This is a genomic window from Morganella morganii H1r, assembly GCF_000633515.1.
GTDB classification, from domain to species: Bacteria; Pseudomonadota; Gammaproteobacteria; order Enterobacterales; family Enterobacteriaceae; genus Morganella; species Morganella morganii_B.
Window position 1 is genome coordinate 211,933 of record NZ_AYMP01000006.1, and the last position, 15,608, is coordinate 227,540.

Genomic DNA, 15,608 nt, shown 5'->3' on the forward strand with positions numbered 1-15,608 from the left:
TTATGCGTCCGGTATCACCTGACTGAGCTGCTCACAGGCGGCCGGGTAGTCACAGCGCTCATCGATATCCTGTTGCAGAAACGCCGCCATAGACGGGAACCGCTGAATGGCCTCATCCAGCATCGGGTCACTGCCCGCCGCGTAGGCACCGACGTTAATCAGGTCACGGTTGCGCTGGTAAGCCGAGGTCAGCTGTTTGAAACGCTGAATTTTCCGGTAATGGCTTTTCTCAATCAGCTCGGTCATGGCACGGCTGATAGAGGCTTCAATATCGATAGCAGGGTAGTGTCCGGATTCCGCCAGAGACCGTGAAAGCACGATATGGCCGTCAAGAATGGCCCGCGCGGAGTCAGCGATCGGATCCTGCTGGTCATCCCCTTCGGTCAGAACAGTGTAAAATGCGGTAACAGAGCCGCCGTTTTTACCGTTGCCTGCCCGTTCGACCAGTGCCGGTAATTTTGCGAACACCGACGGAGGATAGCCTTTTGTGGCAGGCGGTTCTCCGATGGCGAGCGCAATTTCACGCTGTGCCATGCTGTAGCGGGTCAGTGAATCCATAATTAACAGCACATTGCGGCCCAGATCACGGTAATATTCCGCGATCCGCGTGGCATAAGAGGCACCCTGCATCCGCAGCAGCGGGGAAACGTCCGCCGGTGCCGCGACGACCACCGCGCGCTGAAGTCCTTCCGCACCGAGGATATTCTCAATAAAATCTTTGACTTCGCGACCGCGCTCACCAATCAGCCCGACCACAATAATGTCCGCCTGCGTGAAACGCGCCATCATGCCGAGCAGCACACTTTTCCCGACACCGGAACCGGCAAACAGGCCCATACGCTGACCGCGCCCGACGGTCAGCAGGGCATTGATAGCGCGGACACCGACATCCAGCACGTCTTTAATCGGTGAACGTTCCAGCGGGTTGATCGGCGGCGTGGTCAGCGGAGCCCGGATTTTGGCGTCCAGCGGCCCTTTGCCGTCCAGCGGATTGCCTGAGGCATCAAGAATCCGGCCGAGCAGCTCATCACCCAGCGGCAGCATACGGCTGGTCTGCCCGCCGCTTCCGGTGGATTGTGCATACACGCGCGCACCCGGCGCGATACCGTCCGGCTCTGCCAGCGGCATCAGCAGCATACGCGGGCCGTTAAAACCGACCACTTCACAGATAACTTCTTCGGTGTTGCCGTTGATCACGCGCTCGATAAAACAGGTGGCACCGAGCGGCATTTTGATGCCTTCGGCTTCCATCACCAGCCCGGTGATTTTGGTCAGGCGCCCGTAATGGCGGGTCATCACCACACCGGACATCCGGGATTCAAAGCTGTCCAGCGCGCCTATCCAGCGGCCGATCCGCGCGGTCATGATAACGTCTCCGGCGCGTATAACCGGCACAGCTCCTGCCAGCGGGTGGCAACACTCATATCGATTTCGCCGTCATCCGCCACCACACGGCATCCGCCCGCATGCAGCTGCGGATCCGGCACCAGCTGCCAGCCGTTCAGACTGAGCTGGGTGCCGATATGCTGCTCCAGCATCTCAATATGTACCGGGTTGACCCGCAGTTCCGGCTGACCGGCAAACAGCGGTTTCTGCTGAAGCAGACGGCTGATCTCTTCCAGCAGTGCGGTACCGTCACAGACCGCAGGCTGACCAAGCACCTGACGGGCGGCGGTCAGGGCAATCTGCAACAGTTTGGTGGTCACCACGCTGTCAAAACTGTCGAGGGAATAACTGAACTCGGACAACAGTTTCTGCCACGCTTCCGTGAGCGGCTGCTGTTCTGTCAGTACCTGCTGACGGCCCTGTTCCGCACCTTCCTGCAGACCCTGAGCAAACCCGGCGTCATAACCGGCTTTTTGTCCCTGTTCATGACCGGACTGAAAACCGCTGCGCTGCGCCTCTTCTTTCAGGTTATCCAGCAGATTGATCTGCTCGAGTACTTCTTTCGGCTCGAGGCAGGGCACTTTGGGTTTTTCCGGCTCCGGCTCATCGGACAGGGCAGGGAGTACAGAGGAATTGAGATCCCACTGGTTCAGCTCCCGCGGCTGCCAGCGCTTCCACGGCAGCGTGGTGTTTTCCTTATCAGACATAGACATCGTCACCACCACCAATCACAATTTCACCGGTTTCCATCAGACGGCGGACAATCAGCAGAATGGATTTCTGTTCATTTTCAACCTGCGACATGCGCACCGGTGAGCGGGATTCCAGATCATCACGGACAATCTCAGCCGCACGGGTGGACATATTGCGCAGGAAGTGTTCGCGCAGCTCTTCGTTGCAGCCTTTCAGTGCAATAACCAGCGAGTCGTTGGAGACATCCTGGAGGATGCGCTGGATACTGCGGTTGTCCACTTCGATAAGGTTCTCGAACAGGAACATTTCGTCGATAATGCGTTGCGCCAGTTCGCCGTCGTAATCGCGCATTGCCCCGATAACACCTTCTTCCTGCTGACTTTTCATCAGGTTGATGATCTCGGCTGCGGTTCTCACGCCACCCATTTTGCTGCGCTTGAGGTTCTGGCCGTCCAGCAGATTGTTGAGAACTTCGGTCAGTTCCGCCAGTGCCGCAGGCTGGACACCACCAAAGGTGGCGATACGCAGCATAATGTCGTTGCGCTGGCGTTCGTCGAACAGTTCCAGCACATCGGCGGCCAGGTTGCGTTTTAAATGCACCAGGATGGTGGCGATAATCTGCGGATGTTCGTCGCGGATAATATCGGCCACGGTCTGCGGCTCCATATAGTTGAGGCTTTCGATCCCGGAGGCACTTTCGTGCTTCTCGAAGATATCTTCCAGCAGGCTGGCGGCACGGTCTTCACCCAGCGCCTTGACCAGCACGGAACGCAGATAATCATTGGTATTGATGTTTAGTGCCGCGTACTGAATCGCCGCTTCCTCAAACTCCGTCAGGACTTCCGCCAGCTCGGCATTGGAGACCTGACGCATGCTGGACACCGCCATACTCAGCTGCTGAACTTCTTTATTGTTCAGGTGTTTAAAGACCTCGGCGGCCTGGTCTTCACCGAGCGTCATCAGCATGACGGCGCTCTTTTCTGTTCCGCTTAAATTCATTGTGCTTTTCCTAACCACTGACTGATAACCATTGCCACAACCTGCGGATCTTTATCCGCCATCTCACGGATACGCTGGCTCTGAATTTCGGCGCTGACTCGCTGACGGGTCAGGCGGCGGCGGGTTTTCTCGTCCATATCGTCACTGATAACCTCATCAGCCACGAGCGGGGTTTTCATCTGCGTTGCCTTAAACATACGGGCTTCCGCTTCCGCCTGCTGTGCTTTGCGGTAGCGCTGCCACTGCGGTCTGATACCTTTACGCCATAACAGCCAGCCCACCAGTAACAGCAGCAGGATCTTGCCGTACTCCAGTGCCTGCGCAATGATGACCGGGCTTGTGAAGAGCGACGGCTCTTCGGTCAGCTGACCTTCATCAGTAAAGCGGGAGTTGGTGATGCTCAGCGTGTCGCCGCGATCGGCGGAATAGCCCATTGCCTCACGGGTCAGCGCTTCAATCTCTTTGATCATCTCCGGCGGCAGCGGCTGCATTTCCTCAGTACCGTCTTCTTTCTTCTGCGGCAGCCAGTTAATAATTACCGCGACAGAGAGACGGTCAACCACGCCAATCTGACGCTGGGTATGACTGATTTTGCGATCCACTTCGTAGTTTGTGGTCTCATCACTCTGTGAATTAATATTGCTGTTGCGGTTATTATCGGCAGGGGATGCCGTTTTGTTATCTTTTGTATCCGCTTTTGCTGTTTCAACAGGGGCGGAAGGGGCACTGACCGGCTGATTGGATAATGCCCCCGGTACACCGCCCGGGCCGCCGTTGCTGTTCTGCTGACTCTGGCTGCTCTGTCGTGAGCGGACAGCGGCGGAATCCGGCTGCTGGTTTGGCTTGTATTCTTCAGCGGTCTGCTCGACTTTGGAGTAATCCACCTGCGCGGTTACCTGCGCCTGTACGTTGGTACGGCCGACCAGCGGCGCAAGCAGATCTTCAATACGCTGTTTAAGGCGGGCTTCTGTTTCCTGGGTCAGGCGCATCTGGGATGTGCTGACAGACTGCTGGCTGTTATCATTGTTTGTCAGCAGGCGTCCGGCCTGGTCAACAATAATGACGTTGGATGAGGTTAATCCGGATACACTGCCGGAAACCATATGCACAATCGCGCTGATCTGGCCTTCATCCAGTGCGCGGCCCGGCAGCAATCCGACGGTGACGGAGGCGGTCGGTGATTTCTGCTCGCGGACAAATAGGGTCGGCTTCGGGATCGCCAGATGCACCCGCGCGGTCTGAACCGGGCTGAGTGATTCAATCGTGCGTGACAATTCCCCTTCGAGGGCGCGCTGATAGTTCACCTGCTCACTGAACTGACTGATACCGAACTGCTCTTTATCCAGCAGTTCAAAACCGGTGTTACCGCCTTTCGGCAGACCGGCCTGTGCCAGTTTCAGCCGCAGCTCATGCACTTTATCAGCAGGTACCAGAATGGCACTGCCGTTATCTGCGAGCTGGTAAGGCATATTCATCTGTGTCAGCTGGCTGACAATATCGCCGCCGTCTTTGGCACTCAGATTACTGAGCAGAACGCGGTAATCCGGGCTGCGCATCCAGAGGAACAACGCAACAATAACGGCGATTGCCGCCGCGCCCGCGACCATCAGCGGAACCTTCGGATCAGCCTTAATACGGTCAATAATCAGAGCGAATCCCTTTTTGGTCTCTCCGGTGTCTTGTGGTGCGGCACTCATAAACATTCCCTGCCTTGCTGATTTGACGGGTGAAAATAGTTTTGGCGAAACAACGTAATTTCCCTCTTTGTAACGTCACTTTTTTACGCTGCTATTATTCCCCGCGGATAACCAATCTAATGACAGAATCAGCCCGTGATTTTGGTGTTATTTACGGGCTTCAAGTTAAAAAGGGTGTGTTAGGGTATGCAGGCAATAAGATGTGACCGGTGCCTTTTTCAGCAGAAAGCGGTTTCCGGGGGACACATTAATCCCTGTTAACGGAAGAAAAAAACATGACAATTCAGGCAATTGAGGGAGTCGTCTCCCAGCTGAATGTAACAGCAGCACAGGCAGCAAACCAGACCAGGCCGGTAGTTGATGCGCCGGGGTTTGGTGATCACCTGATCTCAGCAGTGAATGAGATCAATACCACCCGCATTAATTCCGCAAAAAAGGCGGAAGACTTTACACTCGGCAAAGCCGATATTTCCCTTAATGATGTCATGGTGGATATGCAGAAAGCGAGCCTGAGCCTGCAAATGGGTATTCAGGTGCGTAATAAACTGGTGGCGGCGTATCAGGAAATTATGTCAATGCCGGTGTGATGACTTAACAATTTGAAATTAAACGGATTTAATGGTTTTTTCTGTTATCAGGGGACACATACGGGGCAGTATTTGTGTCGCTATGAATGCGGAATTTGCCGGAATAACGTGTGGTTTTTGTTATAGGGATAAATAAAGAGAGCGGGGGCACTTCAAATCCCGCTCTTTTTGATTGGTTTATTTATGATTTTTACGGTAGTAAGTCCATTCTTCAACCCGTTCACCACCCGGTAAATTGCAGTAACCGGTCCAGCCTGATTCTGCTTTCACGATTTCTGTTTTACCGCCGGATTGTTCACAATATACCGATGCCGGGTTTGCCATGCCAATTTTTGCCTCTTTCGCCGGTACCAGATCTTTATTCAGTACGGAGATTAACTGATAACGGATATTGGGTGCATCGGCAGGCGGATTCGGAATATGGGTGGTTTTGACGGATACCCGGTACCGGTACCCCGGTTCGTACGTAAAACCGTCAATATTCTGATAAAAGAATTCCCAGTCTGCCTCCGGAGATTCTTTTATTTTCATGCACTTCATCGGTGCGACACCTGTGCAGTCGGCCAGCTCAGAATCGATGTAAAGTGTTTTGGTATTATCCGTTGCCGGTGTTGTCAGGGTATTCTGACTGCATCCTGCCATTAATAAGAAGAGCGGAGCAATAATATAGGCTGATTTCATCAGTTGTCCTTAATGGGATATTAAAATGGTGTATTTTTACTCTGTTTATGACAGCATAAAAACAGAATCAGTTCCGTATAGGCGCTTTTTTATCTGTAAAAAGAGTACAAATGAAGAGATATAAAACATCAGTGACAAGTGTGATAATCCTGGCCGGTTTTTATTTCCGGGTATGGCTGTATACAACAACCGGAATGGTACTGATAAACCGGATAAATAATAACCTGCGGGAACCGCCGGTTTCCGCTGATTTTTGGGATTCGTTATATCTGGTCAGTAAATTTCTGCTGGTCATTCTGCTGCTGATATTGTCGGCGGATCTGTTCCGTGTTTACCGCAATATCCGGCGTAACCCGGTAATAACCGCACCACGGTCCCGTTTTTATCTGATGGCTGCCGCACTGGCAGGCGGAGTGGCTATTTTTCTGCTGACCGTCAGTTATTGGTATCCGTTCTCTGTATAATCACAGAATATTACAGGGCATAACCTGTAACCGGACTTCCGATCCGGTATCTTTGTACAAATTCAGCCGGTTTCATTCCGCTAATTGTGAAATAAAGAGAGAGGATCTACACTACCCGCGGTACGTATTTCTCCCGGCAAGGATATTTACAGGTGAGGCTATATGACAGCAATTGATATTTTCTGGGTCGGTATCGGCGGCGGCAGTGGTTCATTACTGCGCTGGTGGGTCGGTAAACTGACAGGTGAACGTTATCACGGCCATTTTCCGCTGGGTACATTTATCATTAATGTCTCCGGAGCTTTTATTATCGGTTTTTTAAGCACACTATTTGTTATTGACTGGCATGACCGTTTCGGTTCATTCCTGCATGCAGCGGTTCTGACCGGTATTCTCGGCGGTTACACCACATTCAACAGTATGCAGCTTGACGCGGCAAAACTGGTGAATTCAAAACAGCGGATGCTGGCTTTCGGGTATTTGCTTATCTCTGTTGTGGCCGGTCTGGCAGCCGCCGCACTGGGTGTCTGGCTGGCGGCATAAGGATAACAATATGAATATGGTGATTCTTATTTTTATTGGCGGAGCCTTCGGTGCAATCTGCCGCGAATTACTGATGCTTGGTGTGCCGTCCCTGAGTGACGGGTTCCCGCTTGATATTCTGGCGGCCAATATTATTGCGTCATTCCTGCTGGGAATAACGGCAGCATTATTACAGCGCAACCGGATTAATCAGTATGTCAATGCGCTGGTGGCAACCGGTATTATGGGCGGGTTATCCACGTTCAGCAGTTTTGTGTACGGAACCTTTGAAATTATGTCATCCCCGGCATTACTGGGTACAGGAATAACGTATCTGCTGGTCAGTGTGATCGGCGGATTTGCAGCGGTTATGGCGGGGTTATATCTGGGAAATTGTGTGAAACCCGGTGTAAAAGATATTGCCGGATAGCAAAAAGTTCCGGCCGGGCAGAGAACGACTGTCCGGCCGGAACAGATCAGGCCATTTTTTCATTATTTTAAAACACCGCGCTGATCAGAAAAACTTATTCTACTGGTTTAATATTAATCGAATAATCCGGGTCACTGAATTGCCCGTAACTTTTATTAATCACCCGTTGTTGGTCAAGCTGTTTTATTTCTTTACTCAGAAAGTTGAGGTGATCCTGTAAACAGATTTTTGTTACCCGTTCATTTTCAATGATAGCCTGCAGTATTTCCACCAGTTCGCCGGTGACCGGCTGTTCTTTTTCCAGTTCATGAGATAACTGTGTCAGGTGTTCAACCGCGCAAACATAATCAGTTTCACGGGCAATCAAATCATCCCATTCACTGTTTCTGGCCAGGGTAACGAGTTCTTCACTCAGTGTCAGTACATGTTGATATATATCGTGTAAATTGATGGTTGTTTGAATACTCACCTGATTATCTTTCATCCACATTTGCCCCGATTTGTTGCCATGTTGCCGCGAGATCGGAGAGCAGTTGATAGACCTCTTTTACGTAGGTCACGTTATTGTCGATATTTGCGTTGAGTAACCGCATAATCATATAGTCATACAGGGAGGCCAGATTATGCGCCAGCTCACCGCCGGCATCATAATCCAGAGCCTGTTTCAGACCATTCTCAATAATATTAATGGCCTTCGACAGCTCATTACCCTTGGCGGCAATATCATGTTGTTCCATAAAGATTTCGCTGCGGCGAAGGGCGCTGAGCGCCCCGTTAAACAAAATCCGGATCAACTGATAAGGCGAGGCATTGGTAATTTCGCTTTCAAGATTAACCTGCTGGTAAGCCTGATTTGCCTTGCGCTGATACATTATTTTTAACCTAACATTCTGCCGAGTGCTTGTGTGGTGCCACTCAGGGAGTTCATCATTTTGTCCAGATTCTGGAACTGACGGCGATACAGATCCATGGTGTTTTCGATCTGTTTATTTGTTTGTTCGATACGTTTATCGATACCTTTTTTCTTTTTCTCCAGGCCGTCGGTCGCGTTATGAATCGTACCTTCACGGCTGTCTAATGTCTTTTTCAGGTAATTAAAGTTCTCGGTGGCAAAACCGGTCTCTTTTCCGTCACCGGCAAAGAACTCTTTGACACTGGAGCCATTCTCTTTCAGTGCTTTATCCAGCACTTTGTCATCTATTTCCAGGGTACCGTCTGTTTTTTGCTTAATACCCATCTTGTTCATGGTGTTAATTTCACCATTGCCGTTAGGTGTTCTGATCTGCGCCCGGATAGTATTCTGAATACCGCGCAGAGTAGAATCACCAATCAGCGGGCCATTACTTTTATCAGCAGCCTGGCCTTTTTCAGTCTGGGTATATTTGGTCAGATCCTTGCAGAGTTTCTGATACTCGTTATAGGCATCCACCCATTCTTTAATTTTCTTTTTCGCCGGTTCACTGTCAGACGTCACAGATAAATGTTCTTCTTTGCCGTTTTCACTCTCTTTTTTCAGTGTCAGGGTCAGGCCCGGGAATTTATCTTTAATGGTATTGGTCTGCTCTTCGAAATCAAAACCGTTAATGGTGAATTTTGAGTTCTGCGGTGCAACTTTTTCAACCATTGCACTTTTCGACGTATCTAATTTACCGGATGCGTCATATTCAACATGCAGAATATCGTCCAGTTTCTGATCACCCTGAACACTGACGGAAATATGACTTTCAGTCCCTTCCGTTTTTGAAGACATGGACAGGGTATATTTGCCATCACCGGTTTTTATTACCGCTGCAGTGACACCTTTATCTGCTTTATTAATCGCATCTGCGATTTCAATTAATGACGTATGATCTCTATCCAGTTTAATACTGAAAGTTTTCTTCGGATCACTGCCGTCACCCTGCGTAATGGTGATTGTCCGTTCATCACTGTTACTCCCCAGATTGGCTGTATTGCTGTCCTGGCCTTTGGTGGCAATAGTCTGGGATTTGGCTAATTGCTCTACTTTAACGTCGTAAACGCCGGGAACCGCTTTGCCGTCAGTCGTGACATCAAAACTTTTATACTCACCGCTGACTTTGGTGGTGCTGATATCTTCGTATTTCTTCAGACCTTCAGACGCGGATTTTAATTTTTCCAGTGAAGCCTGTAATTTACCGAATGCGCTAATTTGTGCATCACACGCTGTTTTTTGGGCAGTTAATGGCTCCAGACGGCGCATTTCTGCTTTCTCCAGCATGTCCAGCTGCTGATTAAGATCCATTCCGGCGCCAACGCCTAACGATGCTATGCCTGCCATGTATTTCTCCTGAATTTAATTGGTTTTACATAGTTATCGGTTGGCAGCGGAAGAATTTTAGCGTTAACAGCAAAAAATGATGGGCGGAGTTGCGCAGGGAAAGCAGGGTTATTGTCATCATTAAGATAAGGAAACAAAAAAGCGTCCGGGGGACAGCAAGTTGGTTACAAAACGCACAGAATACGTTGCCCGGATAAATATGCCTGATATTGATAATATGGCGGCGTTTTGTCTGTAAATAAAGTGAATTATCCCCCGTTAACAGTATTATCCCGCAGCGGCGGCAAGAAATAATTCACATTATTTTATACAAAAAAAGGAAATATCATTATGGCACAAGTTATTAATACCAATGTTCTGTCACTGGTTACCCAGAATAATTTAAACCGTTCACAGGGTGCATTAGGCACCGCGATTGAGCGTCTTTCTTCAGGCTTCCGTATTAACAGTGCAAAAGATGATGCCGCCGGTCAGGCGATTGCCAACCGTTTTACCGCTAACGTCAAAGGTCTGACTCAGGCTTCCCGTAATGCCAGCGACGGTATTTCCCTGGCGCAGGTCACAGAAGGCGCGGTCAATGAAATTAATGACAATATCCAGCGTATCCGTGAACTGACGGTACAGGCACAAAACGGTACAAACTCTGAAAGCGATATCAACTCTATTCAAGAGGAAGTTGATCAGCGCATGAAAGAGATTGATCGTATTTCAGAGCAGACCCAGTTTAACGGTATTAAAGTGCTGTCCGGCGATAACAAAATGACTTTCCAGGTCGGCACCAATGACGGTGAAACCATTAATATCGACCTGAAGAAAGTGGATCGCGAAGCGCTGGGTCTGGACAAACTGGATATTGCAGAGGGCACGAAGAATTATGTGTGGGATGGTGGTGCCATTAATCTCGCTGACTTCAAGGACAGTGCTAATGCGCCTGCTACAGTAGCAACAGTCGACGCACCGGATGGCATGAAATGGAAAACTGCACCGGGAGCAGCGAGTATTCATGCAGTGAAAGATGAAAATGGTCAGGTTGTCAAAGATAAATACTATGTTGTTGGTAAGGTTGATGACGGCTCTGCCGGCGGGAAAGATGTCAAGCTGGAAGTCACACTCGATAAAACAGAAGATGTCGGTGGTGTGATTACCGCGAAGTTTAAAGCAACCACTAAAGATGTTGAAGTGCTGGCTGCCGGTACGAAAGCACCCGCAGGCCCGCTGGGGACTCTGGATAAAGCGTTGTCAAAAATTGACAGTCAGCGCAGTCAGCTGGGTGCATTCCAGAACCGGATGCAGTCCACTATCAATAACCTGAACAACTCGGTGAACAACCTGAGCGCAGCACGCAGCCGTATTCAGGACGCGGATTTCGCAACAGAGGTTTCTAATATGAGCCGTGGTCAGATTCTGCAAAATGCGGGTACTGCCGTACTGGCGCAGGCAAATCAGGTACCGCAGTCAGTACTGCGCTTACTGGGTTAATAATATAACGCTATATATCAGGTCATTCCTCTGTTTTATGTTTTTGCCGGAACGTCAGTTCCGGCTTTTTTTGTACAGGGGAGTTATTGGAATAAAATGTCAGAAATTAATAATATGGCGGCGTTTTGTCTGTAAATAAAGTGAATTAACTTCCGTTAACAGTATTATCCCGCAGCGGCGGCAAGAAATAATTCACATTATTTTATACAAAAAAAGGAAATATCATTATGGCACAAGTTATTAATACCAATGTTCTGTCACTGGTTACCCAGAATAATTTAAACCGTTCACAGGGTGCATTAGGCACCGCGATTGAGCGTCTTTCTTCAGGCTTCCGTATTAACAGTGCAAAAGATGATGCCGCCGGTCAGGCGATTGCCAACCGTTTTACTGCTAACGTCAAAGGTCTGACTCAGGCTTCCCGTAATGCCAGCGACGGTATTTCCCTGGCGCAGGTCACAGAAGGCGCGGTCAATGAAATTAATGACAATATCCAGCGTATCCGTGAGCTGACGGTACAGGCACAAAACGGCACCAACTCCGAAAGCGATATCAGCTCTATTAAAGAAGAAGTTGATCAGTGCATGAAAGAGATTGATCGTATTTCAGAGCAGACCCAGTTTAACGGTATTAAAGTGCTGTCCGGCGATAACAAAATGACCTTCCAGGTCGGCACCAATGACGGTGAAACCATTAATATCGACCTGAAGAAGGTGGATCGCACAGCACTGGGTCTGGATACCCTGGATATCGCAGCCTCCCGGTTCGGGCCAACGCTGTCGGCGGGTGATTTTGTCGCAGATCTTACAGGTACCGGTACTGAAGCACAGGCTCAAAAAGTTGCGGAAGACGCACTGAAAGGTATTCAGTTTGGCGGTAAAGCTGTCGCGGGGGCAAAAGTTTCTTACCAGGTGGCCGCGGATGGTACGGTGGACAAAACCAAAGTTTATATTCAGGGTAAGGTTGACGGCAAAGATGTCACATTAAAAGCAGATGTTACCGCGACTGCGGCGACAGGTACTGCGGGGGCAACACCTGCGGGACTTGAATTTAAAAATGTGAAAGAAATAGATGCGGCTGATCAGAAAGTGCTTGATGCCAAAAGTCCGCTGGGCACACTGGATAAAGCACTGTCAAAAATCGACAGTCAGCGCAGTCAGCTGGGTGCATTCCAGAACCGGATGCAGTCCACTATCAATAACCTGAACAACTCGGTGAACAACCTGAGCGCAGCACGCAGCCGTATTCAGGATGCGGATTTCGCGGTTGAAGTCTCTAATATGAGCCGTGGTCAGATTCTGCAAAATGCGGGTACCGCCGTACTGGCGCAGGCAAACCAGGTCCCGCAGTCAGTACTGCGTTTACTGGGTTAATGATATAACCTTATAAATCAGGCAATTCCTCTGTTTTATAATTTTGCCGGAACGTTAGTTCCGGCTTTTTTTATACCTGAAGAAATGAGGTCTGCGGCGATTTTCTAAAAATATTTACCAAAAAAATTAAAGTGGCCTCTCAGGGTGCCGATAGTGTTATTGCTGGCGAAAATCAGAAAGCCAAACAGATAAACGCTGTTTATTATTTTCAATAACAAGGACATATATCATGGCACAGGTTATCAATACTAACGTTCTGTCTCTGGTTACTCAGAACAACTTAAACCGTTCACAGGGCGTACTGGGCTCTGCAATCGAGCGTCTGTCTTCAGGCTCACGTATCAACAGCGCAAAAGACGATGCAGCAGGTCAGGCTATCGCTAACCGTTTCACCTCTAACGTGAAAGGCCTGACTCAGGCTGCACGTAACGCCAACGACGGTATCTCTATCGCACAGACCGCTGAAGGTGCAGTTAACGAAATCAACGATAACTTACAGCGTATCCGTGAACTGACTGTTCAGGCTAAAAACAGCACTAACTCAGACAGCGATATCTCTTCTATCCAGGCTGAAGTCACTGACCGTTTAGCTGAAATTCAGCGTATTTCTGACCAGACTCAGTTCAACGGCATCAAAGTGCTGGCAAGTGACAACGAAATGAGCTTCCAGGTCGGCGCAAATGACGGTGAAGTGATTGACCTGAAAATGGACAAAATCAACCTGGAAACATTGAAAGTTGATGGTTTCAAAGTTCCGGAAAAAGATACCGTACTGAAAACCGGTATTAAACTGGCTGATGGCGCTGCAGCAAAAACGGCATTAAAAATTACTGATGCGAAAGTTGACGTTGCTATCGGTAAAGGTATCGCAGACAACACCAAAGATTTAGAAATTTTTGAAACAGAAAGCGGTTCATTAGTTGCTAAAGATACTGACGGCAAATTCTACAGTGTTAAACAGGATTCAGTCTTAAAAGATCCGGCAGATGCAACTAAAGGTTCTACCATTACACTGAATGCAGACACTGAAATTACCGGTCGTGTTGATACTAAAGCGAACCTGGCTAACGCTCCGAAAGACGAATCACTGAAAACATTAGACGATGCACTGAAAACTGTAGATACCTACCGTTCAAAACTGGGTGCATTCCAGAACCGTATGCAGTCTACCATTAACAACCTGAACAACTCTGTTAATAACCTGAGCGCAGCACGCAGCCGTATCCAGGACGCTGACTTCGCAACAGAAGTGTCTAACATGAGCCGTGGTCAGATCCTGCAGCAGGCGGGTACCGCTGTTCTGGCACAGGCAAACCAGGTTCCTCAGGGTGTTCTGAGCCTGTTACGTTAATTTACCTAGTTGCTTTAAGGTATTTAAAAGGTCAGAATATTCTGACCTTTTTTTATAAGTGTTACCCATAACAGAACAAATAATATGCTAACTATTTGTTTTTTTATTCTATTAATGAACGCCTATTTCTCTTTTTGTCATATAAAATAACCGGAATTTTGCAAAATTTATGATAAAAATGAAAGAGAGTATTGCTATTTGTTAATGAGGTGATTTAGGATAAGGCAAATAAGGCGTGATTTACCTCACTACTCACCGGATTGAAATCTTTTTCGGGCACGATAATAAAAGCCTTTCATGAATCTCGAAGGGTGTTTCAGGTTGTGAGTGATTTGTATACCGCCGAAGGTGTTATCAACAAAAATAGCCTGTGGGAGCGTTATTATCCCCTTATCCGGCACGAAGCCCTGAAGTTGCAGGTGAGATTACCGGCAAGCGTTGATATTGACGACTTAATTCAGGCCGGGGGTATTGGCTTGCTGCATGCGGTAGAGCGTTTTGACGCCATGCAGGGTGCCACCTTTGCAACCTATGCGGTACAACGGATCCGCGGGGCAATGCTGGATGAATTGCGGGGAAGAGATTGGGCTCCCCGCAGTGTGCGCCGTCAGGCGCGGGAAATAACCAAAGCCGTGCGTGCGCTCGAACAGTCTCTGGGGCGTGCAGCCACAGAGCAGGAAATCGCTGATTCGTTACAGATGGATATCGCGGAATACCGTCAGGTGTTAACCGATACCAACAGCAGCCAGCTGTTTTCTTACGATGAGTGGCACGAAATCCACGGTGAAAGCTGCGAACCCGTCCGCGATGATGATGATGACGGGGGCAACCCGCTCGGTTTGCTGGTAGACGAAAGTTTGCGTCACCAGGTGGTTGAGGCGATAAAACAACTGCCTGAACGTGAAAAACTGGTTCTGACTCTTTACTATCAGGAAGAGCTGAACCTCAAGGAGATAGGCGCAGTGCTGGAAGTGGGGGAATCCCGCGTCAGCCAGTTACACAGTCAGGCAATCAAAAGGCTGCGGGCGCGCTTAAAATCCATGAAGTAACTTTGACTTTATCTTTGATTTATTTTTATTAGACTAGACTACACAAGGCGCCAGAATATGTCTGTTTCAAAACAAAAGAAACGGCCCGTAAGCCGTTACATTAAAGATTTCAAACACAGCCAGACTCATTGCAGTCATTGTCACAAAACCCTTGATCGTATCTCCCTGGTGTTCAACGGTCAGCTGATCAATAAAGAAGCAATTTCTGAAATGACAGATATGATCGATGACACCACCTGGATGGGATTACAGGACAAATTTGTGGCTCTCTGCCGTTTTTGCAGCGAGATCTACTGCAACAGTGCAACCGATTATTTCGATATTATGGCATTCAAACAGTATCTGTTTGAAGAAACGGAAATGAGCCACAGCACTGTGCGCGAATATGTTGTTCGTCTGCGCCGTCTCGATGAGCTGCTGTCCTCCAAAGCCTTCCCGGCCACCACGGAATTCTCCACTGAAATTATCCAGGCACAGCTGAGTGACGATTTATCTGACTCCGCTCTGAGCAACTACAACATCGCACTGCGCAAGTACGAACAGTATCTTGACTGGCAGGGTAAACACTGATTTATCCGTCAGACCATTTTTTATCAGT

17 protein-coding genes are annotated in these 15,608 nt (G+C 48.9%); 9 read left to right on the forward strand and 8 right to left on the reverse strand.

The genetic code is table 11. The annotated features are described in order from the left end of the window. Genes fliI through fliF form a run of 4 tightly spaced genes read right to left on the reverse strand, consistent with a single transcriptional unit; the run spans nt 1 to nt 4,775 of the window. Nucleotides 1-1,365 carry a flagellar protein export ATPase FliI gene (fliI, locus tag U868_RS0104255; protein ID WP_025152202.1) on the reverse strand — a complete coding sequence of 455 codons (1,365 nt, stop codon included), beginning with the start codon at nt 1,363-1,365 and terminating at the stop codon, nt 1-3. Beyond that, the gene (fliH, locus tag U868_RS0104260; RefSeq protein ID WP_025152203.1) at nt 1,362-2,093 is read right to left on the reverse strand and encodes a flagellar assembly protein FliH; all 732 of its coding nucleotides are present in this window, start codon (nt 2,091-2,093) and stop codon (nt 1,362-1,364) included. The genes fliI and fliH overlap by 4 nt, the downstream gene beginning before the upstream one ends. Beyond that, complete coding sequence (gene fliG, locus U868_RS0104265) at nt 2,086-3,078, reverse strand: flagellar motor switch protein FliG (protein WP_025152204.1); 993 nt, start codon at nt 3,076-3,078, stop codon at nt 2,086-2,088. The genes fliH and fliG overlap by 8 nt, the downstream gene beginning before the upstream one ends. Beyond that, nucleotides 3,075-4,775: a flagellar basal-body MS-ring/collar protein FliF gene (gene fliF / locus U868_RS0104270; protein ID WP_025152205.1), complete on the reverse strand. Its 1,701-nt coding sequence runs from the start codon at nt 4,773-4,775 to the stop codon at nt 3,075-3,077. The genes fliG and fliF overlap by 4 nt, the downstream gene beginning before the upstream one ends. Nucleotides 4,776-5,050: 275 nt before the next feature. Here fliF and fliE point away from each other — a divergent pair, with 275 nt between their 5' ends. Beyond that, on the forward strand, nt 5,051-5,362 hold the full coding sequence (gene fliE, locus U868_RS0104275; protein WP_025152206.1) for a flagellar hook-basal body complex protein FliE: 312 nt from the start codon (nt 5,051-5,053) through the stop codon (nt 5,360-5,362). Nucleotides 5,363-5,539: 177 nt separating this feature from the next. Here fliE and U868_RS0104280 read toward each other — a convergent pair whose 3' ends face one another. Further along, complete coding sequence (locus U868_RS0104280) at nt 5,540-6,043, reverse strand: DUF4377 domain-containing protein (protein ID WP_025152207.1); 504 nt, start codon at nt 6,041-6,043, stop codon at nt 5,540-5,542. 110 nt (nt 6,044-6,153) lie between these two features. Between U868_RS0104280 and U868_RS0104285 the strand changes: the two genes are divergently transcribed. The 3 genes from U868_RS0104285 to U868_RS0104295 all read left to right on the forward strand — a co-directional run bounded on the left by U868_RS0104285 (nt 6,154) and on the right by U868_RS0104295 (nt 7,459). Next, on the forward strand, nt 6,154-6,507 hold the full coding sequence (locus U868_RS0104285) for a hypothetical protein (protein ID WP_025152208.1): 354 nt from the start codon (nt 6,154-6,156) through the stop codon (nt 6,505-6,507). A gap of 162 nt (nt 6,508-6,669) precedes the next feature. Beyond that, nucleotides 6,670-7,050: a fluoride efflux transporter CrcB gene (gene crcB / locus U868_RS0104290; protein WP_025152209.1), complete on the forward strand. Its 381-nt coding sequence runs from the start codon at nt 6,670-6,672 to the stop codon at nt 7,048-7,050. A 10-nt stretch (nt 7,051-7,060) separates the two neighbouring features. Continuing rightward, nucleotides 7,061-7,459 (forward strand): CrcB family protein, encoded by a 399-nt coding sequence (locus U868_RS0104295; protein ID WP_025152210.1) that lies wholly within the window; start codon nt 7,061-7,063, stop codon nt 7,457-7,459. A gap of 94 nt (nt 7,460-7,553) precedes the next feature. On the opposite strand, the gene fliT is transcribed toward U868_RS0104295, so the two are convergent. Genes fliT through fliD form a run of 3 tightly spaced genes read right to left on the reverse strand, consistent with a single transcriptional unit; the run spans nt 7,554 to nt 9,758 of the window. Beyond that, nucleotides 7,554-7,943: a flagellar protein FliT gene (gene fliT / locus U868_RS0104300; RefSeq protein WP_025152211.1), complete on the reverse strand. Its 390-nt coding sequence runs from the start codon at nt 7,941-7,943 to the stop codon at nt 7,554-7,556. After that, a complete protein-coding gene (fliS, locus tag U868_RS0104305) occupies nt 7,933-8,331 on the reverse strand; it encodes a flagellar export chaperone FliS (protein ID WP_025152212.1) in 399 nt (132 codons plus the stop codon). The genes fliT and fliS overlap by 11 nt, the downstream gene beginning before the upstream one ends. A gap of 5 nt (nt 8,332-8,336) precedes the next feature. Continuing rightward, nucleotides 8,337-9,758, reverse strand: a complete 1,422-nt coding sequence (fliD, locus tag U868_RS0104310; protein ID WP_025152213.1) for a flagellar filament capping protein FliD — start codon at nt 9,756-9,758, stop codon at nt 8,337-8,339. 330 nt (nt 9,759-10,088) lie between these two features. On the opposite strand from fliD, the gene U868_RS0104315 reads away from it, so the two are divergent. The 5 genes from U868_RS0104315 to fliZ all read left to right on the forward strand — a co-directional run bounded on the left by U868_RS0104315 (nt 10,089) and on the right by fliZ (nt 15,580). Continuing rightward, entirely contained in the window at nt 10,089-11,237 is a 1,149-nt protein-coding gene (locus U868_RS0104315) for a FliC/FljB family flagellin (RefSeq protein ID WP_025152214.1), read from the forward strand. 227 nt (nt 11,238-11,464) lie between these two features. Then, nucleotides 11,465-12,610, forward strand: a complete 1,146-nt coding sequence (locus tag U868_RS0104320; RefSeq protein ID WP_025152215.1) for a FliC/FljB family flagellin — start codon at nt 11,465-11,467, stop codon at nt 12,608-12,610. A gap of 229 nt (nt 12,611-12,839) precedes the next feature. Then, complete coding sequence (locus U868_RS0104325; protein ID WP_025152216.1) at nt 12,840-13,961, forward strand: FliC/FljB family flagellin; 1,122 nt, start codon at nt 12,840-12,842, stop codon at nt 13,959-13,961. Nucleotides 13,962-14,284: 323 nt separating this feature from the next. Continuing rightward, the gene (locus tag U868_RS0104330) at nt 14,285-15,010 is read left to right on the forward strand and encodes an RNA polymerase sigma factor FliA (RefSeq protein ID WP_025152217.1); all 726 of its coding nucleotides are present in this window, start codon (nt 14,285-14,287) and stop codon (nt 15,008-15,010) included. Nucleotides 15,011-15,067: 57 nt separating this feature from the next. Continuing rightward, nucleotides 15,068-15,580: a flagella biosynthesis regulatory protein FliZ gene (gene fliZ / locus U868_RS0104335; protein ID WP_025152218.1), complete on the forward strand. Its 513-nt coding sequence runs from the start codon at nt 15,068-15,070 to the stop codon at nt 15,578-15,580. Nucleotides 15,581-15,608 lie beyond the last annotated feature (28 nt).

Bases quoted from the DNA above. Each gene is read 5' to 3' on its own strand.
- fliD (WP_025152213.1), bottom strand. From the start codon at position 9,758: ATGGCAGGCATAGCATCGTTAGGCGTTGGCGCCGGAATGGATCTTAAT.
- U868_RS0104280 (WP_025152207.1), bottom strand. From the start codon at position 6,043: ATGAAATCAGCCTATATTATTGCTCCGCTCTTCTTATTAATGGCAGGA.
- fliZ (WP_025152218.1), top strand. From the start codon at position 15,068: ATGTCTGTTTCAAAACAAAAGAAACGGCCCGTAAGCCGTTACATTAAA.
- fliG (WP_025152204.1), bottom strand. From the start codon at position 3,078: ATGAATTTAAGCGGAACAGAAAAGAGCGCCGTCATGCTGATGACGCTC.
- U868_RS0104295 (WP_025152210.1), top strand. From the start codon at position 7,061: ATGAATATGGTGATTCTTATTTTTATTGGCGGAGCCTTCGGTGCAATC.
- fliF (WP_025152205.1), bottom strand. From the start codon at position 4,775: ATGAGTGCCGCACCACAAGACACCGGAGAGACCAAAAAGGGATTCGCT.
- fliT (WP_025152211.1), bottom strand. From the start codon at position 7,943: ATGAAAGATAATCAGGTGAGTATTCAAACAACCATCAATTTACACGAT.
- U868_RS0104285 (WP_025152208.1), top strand. From the start codon at position 6,154: ATGAAGAGATATAAAACATCAGTGACAAGTGTGATAATCCTGGCCGGT.
- fliH (WP_025152203.1), bottom strand. From the start codon at position 2,093: ATGTCTGATAAGGAAAACACCACGCTGCCGTGGAAGCGCTGGCAGCCG.
- crcB (WP_025152209.1), top strand. From the start codon at position 6,670: ATGACAGCAATTGATATTTTCTGGGTCGGTATCGGCGGCGGCAGTGGT.
- U868_RS0104315 (WP_025152214.1), top strand. From the start codon at position 10,089: ATGGCACAAGTTATTAATACCAATGTTCTGTCACTGGTTACCCAGAAT.
- fliI (WP_025152202.1), bottom strand. From the start codon at position 1,365: ATGACCGCGCGGATCGGCCGCTGGATAGGCGCGCTGGACAGCTTTGAA.
- fliS (WP_025152212.1), bottom strand. From the start codon at position 8,331: ATGTATCAGCGCAAGGCAAATCAGGCTTACCAGCAGGTTAATCTTGAA.
- U868_RS0104320 (WP_025152215.1), top strand. From the start codon at position 11,465: ATGGCACAAGTTATTAATACCAATGTTCTGTCACTGGTTACCCAGAAT.
- fliE (WP_025152206.1), top strand. From the start codon at position 5,051: ATGACAATTCAGGCAATTGAGGGAGTCGTCTCCCAGCTGAATGTAACA.
- U868_RS0104325 (WP_025152216.1), top strand. From the start codon at position 12,840: ATGGCACAGGTTATCAATACTAACGTTCTGTCTCTGGTTACTCAGAAC.